Source organism: Streptomyces graminilatus (genome assembly GCF_001418565.1).
Taxonomy (GTDB): domain Bacteria; phylum Actinomycetota; class Actinomycetes; order Streptomycetales; family Streptomycetaceae; genus Streptomyces; species Streptomyces graminilatus.
In genome coordinates, this window is sequence record NZ_LIQQ01000194.1 from 1 (window position 1) to 4,406 (window position 4,406).

A 4,406-nucleotide genomic window follows, 5' to 3' on the forward strand; every position below is an offset into this window, starting at 1 on the left:
GCCGCACGGCAGCAGTTGCCGGACGGGTGCGCGCGGCTCGGGGCGCGGGAGGTCGTGTGCCGTACGGGGGCGCTGGCCGCGGACGGTGTGGGCGAGCGGATCGTGCTGCGGATGCGGCTTCGGGGCGCGCCCTCCGAGGTGACGATGGAGGTCGGTACGGCCTGGAACGGCGGGGTCGTGGACCGTAACCGGGGCAACGACCGGCAGCGCGTGCTCGTGCTGGACACCGGGGACGCGTACTACTTCTGACCCGCCACACCTCTCTCCGGCTCTCTCCGGCTTCCTCCGGCTTCCTCCGGCTTCCTCCGGCTTCCTCCGGCTTCTTCTGTATGTCTGTCCCCGTCTCCCCGGAATACCTCCGGCCGAGGCGTGGTTGTCGCCCCCGGACGCTATAGTTGAAGAATTAACAACCTGGAGGGTGAGCGACCATGCAGTTCGGGATCTTCAGCGTCGGCGATGTCACACCGGACCCGACCACGGGAGGTACGCCGACCGAACGCGAGCGCATCAAGGCCATGGTCGCCATCGCGCTCAAGGCCGAGGAGGTCGGCCTTGACGTGTTCGCCACCGGTGAGCACCACAACCCGCCGTTCGTGCCCTCGTCCCCGACCACGATGCTCGGGTACATAGCCGCGCGGACCGAGAAGCTGGTCCTCTCCACCTCCACCACCCTCATCACCACCAACGACCCGGTGAAGATCGCGGAGGACTTCGCGATGCTCCAGCACCTGGCCGACGGGCGCGTCGACCTGATGATGGGGCGCGGCAACACCGGCCCGGTGTACCCGTGGTTCGGGCAGGACATCCGCGAGGGCATCAACCTCGCCGTCGAGAACTACGCCCTGCTGCGCCGGCTGTGGCGCGAGGACGTCGTGAACTGGGAAGGGAAGTTCCGCACGCCGTTGCAGGGGTTCACGTCGACCCCGCGGCCCATGGACGACGTACCGCCGTTCGTCTGGCACGGGTCCATCCGCTCGCCCGAGATCGCCGAGCAGGCCGCCTACTACGGCGACGGCTTCTTCCACAACAACATCTTCTGGCCGGCCGACCACACCCGGCGGATGATCGAGCTCTACCGCTCCCGGTTCGCGCACTACGGGCACGGCACGGCCGAGCAGGCCATCGTGGGCCTCGGCGGTCATGTCTTCATGCGGAAGAACTCGCAGGACGCGGTGCGCGAGTTCCGGCCGTACTTCGATGTCGCTCCGGTGTACGGGCACGGGCCCAGCCTGGAGGACTTCACCGACCAGACCCCGCTGACCGTCGGCTCCCCCCAGCAGGTCATCGAGAAGACGCTGGCCTTCCGGGAGTACGCCGGTGACTACCAGCGCCAGCTGTTCCTGATCGACCACGCGGGGCTGCCGCTGAAGACGGTGCTGGAGCAGCTCGACATGCTCGGCGAGGAAGTCGTGCCGGTGCTGCGCGAGGAGTTCGCCAAGGGGCGGCCCGCGGATGTGCCGGACGCGCCCACGCACGCCTCCCTGCTCGCCGCTGCCCAGGGGGCATCCAAGGCGGAGGCCGGCATATGAAGCTCGTCGTCGTGTCGGCGGGGCTGAGCGTGCCGTCGTCCACCCGGCTGCTGGCCGACCGGCTGGCCGCCGCGGTGGGCCGGAAGGCGGGCGTGGCCACCGGCGTCCAGATGGACATCCAGGTCGTGGAGGTGCGCGAGCTGGCCGTGGAGATCGCCCACAACCTCACCAACGGGTTCCCGGGGCGGAAGCTCGCGGCGGCGCTGGACGCGGTCACGGGGGCGGACGGGCTGGTCGTCGTCACGCCGGTGTTCTCGGCGTCGTACAGCGGGTTGTTCAAGTCGTTCTTCGACGTGCTGGAGAAGGACGCGCTGGCCGGGAAACCGGTGCTGGTCGCCGCGACCGGCGGTTCGGCCCGGCACTCGCTGGTGCTGGAGCACGCGATGCGCCCACTGTTCGCGTATCTGCGGGCCGTGGTCGTGCCCACGGCGGTCTACGCGGCCTCGGAGGACTGGGGTGCGGAGGGGCTGCCGGAGCGGGTCGAGCGGGCGGCGGGGGAGCTGGTGGGCCTGATGGCCGGACTGGCCGGACTGGCCGGATCTTCGGGGCTGCCGACTCAGCGGCCGTCAGCGGCGGAGCCCGTGCCCGTGCCCGCGTCGGACGGGTTCGAGGTGATCCCGTTCGCCCAGCGGCTGGACGCTCTGCGCGGGTCAGGGCACAGGTGAGGGCGCGGGTACGGGCGCGGGTGAGAGGCGAGTAAGAGGCCCCCTTGGCACACTGGGCGGGTGCCCCAAACCGTGCTGCTCGCCGAGGACGACCGTGCCATCCGCCATGCCCTGGAGCGGGCCCTGACCCTGGAGGGCTACCGGGTCACCGCGGTCGCCGACGGTGTCGAGGCGCTCGCCCAGGCGCATCGCACGCCGCCGGACGTACTCCTGCTGGACGTGATGATGCCCGGCATCGACGGACTCCAGGTGTGCCGGGTGCTGCGCGCCGAGGGCGACCGTACGCCGATCCTGATGCTCACCGCGCTGGTGGAGACCGCCGACCGGATCGCCGGCCTCGACGCGGGCGCCGACGACTACGTCGTCAAGCCGTTCGACGTCGAGGAGGTCTTCGCCCGGCTCCGGGCGCTGCTGCGGCGCACCGGCCCCGGCACCGGCGAGCAGAACCCTCCCCGGGGTGTCGCCCCCCTCGGCACCTCCGCGTCCGCCGGGGTGCGGGAAGCCGCCGCTCCCGAGCGGCAGCTCACCGCGGCCGGGCTGCGGATGGATCTCCAGGCGCGGCGGGTGTGGCGCGGGACGCGGGAGCTGGAGCTGACCCGGACCGAGTTCGAGCTGCTTGAGCTGCTCGTGCGCAACGCGGGGATCGTCCTGGACCACTCCACGATCTACGACCGTATCTGGGGCTACGACTTCGGGCCGGGGTCCAAGAACCTCGCCGTGTACGTCGGTTATCTGCGCCGCAAGCTCGACGATCCGGGCGCGCCGCAGCTCATCCACACGGTGCGAGGCGTGGGTTACGTCCTCCGGGAGGACTGAGTGGCCCTGCGGAGGGAAGGCCTGGCCTCGTTGCGGACCACCTTCGCCGTGTCGTTCGCCGCGGTCGCCGCCGGGGTGACCGTGCTGGTCGGGTTCCTGTCGTACGACGCCGCCGCGCGGCTGGTCCGGGTGGACCAGCAGACCGCCTTCGCCGAGGTCGTGGAGGACCTCCAGGACGAGGTGCGGCACAACACGATGACGCCGCAGGACTTCTCGTCGTCCGAGCCGGGGCACGACATAGTGCGGCCCAGCCGTACCGATGTGCAGGTGCTCGGGTCGGCGGGGGAGGTGGTCGACGCGGGCAGTCCGGCACTGCCCGTCACCGCAGGGGACCGCCTGGTCGCCGTATCGCCGGTCGCCGGGCTGGCCGTGCAGCACAAGGACGTCGCCGTCGGCCAGGACGTCTACCGCATCGCGACCGTCTCGCTGGGCGGCGAGCGCAAGGGCGGCGGTCTTGGCGCGGGGCGGGGCGCGGTGCAGGTCGCGCAGGAGTTCAGCTCCACGGAGGATCTGCTGCGGGAGCTCCAGCAGCGGACGATCCTGCTGGTGGCCGGGGTCGTCGTCGCGGCCGGGCTGTTCGGGTGGTGGCTGGCCCGGCGGATCACGCACCGGCTGCGCATCCTCGCCTCCGCCGCCGAGGACGTCGCCCGCACCCGGCGGCTCGGCATCCAGGTGCCGGTGACCGGGGCCGACGAGGTGGGACGCCTGGGCCGGTCCTTCGACCGTATGCTCGGCCGGCTCGCCCGCTCGGAGGAGGACCAGCGCCGGCTCGTCCAGGACGCCGGGCACGAGCTGCGCACTCCGCTCACCTCTCTGCGTACGAACATCTCGCTGCTCCGCCGTATCGACGAACTGCCGCCCGAGACGCGCGAGGACTTGGTCAACGACCTCGCCGTCGAAGCGCGTGAACTCACCGATCTGGTCAACGAGTTGGTGGATCTGGCGGCCGGGCAGTCCGACGCCGAGCCCAAGCAGCGGATCGACCTCGCCGACATCGCGGACGAGGTCGCGGTGGTGGCCCGGCGGCGTACCGGGCGGGACGTCGTCGTCCGGGTGAGCGGGGAGACGACCGCCGACGCCCGTCCCGGCGCCCTCCAGCGCGCGGTCTCCAACCTCGTCGAGAACGCCGCGAAGTTCGACCGGGGCGGCAACGCGCCGATCGAGATCGCGGTCACCGGGCCGGAGCGGGCACGGCACGGCGGGCGCCAGGGCGCGATCCGGGTGGAGGTGCTCGACCGGGGGCCCGGCATCGCCGAGGCCGACCTGCTGCGCCTGTTCGACCGCTTCTACCGCGCCGCCGACGCCCGCAGCCTCCCGGGTTCGGGCCTCGGGCTGTCGATCGTCCGCGAGGTGGCGATCGCGCATGGAGGGGCGCCCTTCGCCAGCAGGCGGGAGG

General features: G+C 71.8%; 4 protein-coding genes and 1 pseudogene. All 5 read left to right on the forward strand.

The features are described 5' to 3' along the window. A pseudogene (locus AOK08_RS17620) lies at window positions 1-249 on the forward strand (hypothetical protein); the annotation flags it as partial. Between the two features lie 179 nt (window positions 250-428). Beyond that, entirely contained in the window at window positions 429-1,529 is a 1,101-nt protein-coding gene (locus tag AOK08_RS17625) for an LLM class flavin-dependent oxidoreductase (RefSeq protein WP_055526675.1), read from the forward strand. Further along, the gene (locus AOK08_RS17630) at window positions 1,526-2,194 is read left to right on the forward strand and encodes an FMN reductase (protein ID WP_055526677.1); all 669 of its coding nucleotides are present in this window, start codon (window positions 1,526-1,528) and stop codon (window positions 2,192-2,194) included. Before AOK08_RS17625 ends, AOK08_RS17630 begins: the two co-directional genes overlap by 4 nt. 60 nt (window positions 2,195-2,254) lie before the next feature. After that, window positions 2,255-3,010 (forward strand): response regulator transcription factor, encoded by a 756-nt coding sequence (locus AOK08_RS17635; protein WP_079054094.1) that lies wholly within the window; start codon window positions 2,255-2,257, stop codon window positions 3,008-3,010. Then, the coding region (locus AOK08_RS17640) for a HAMP domain-containing sensor histidine kinase (protein WP_055526680.1) at window positions 3,011-4,406 on the forward strand (1,396 nt) is incomplete at its 3' end.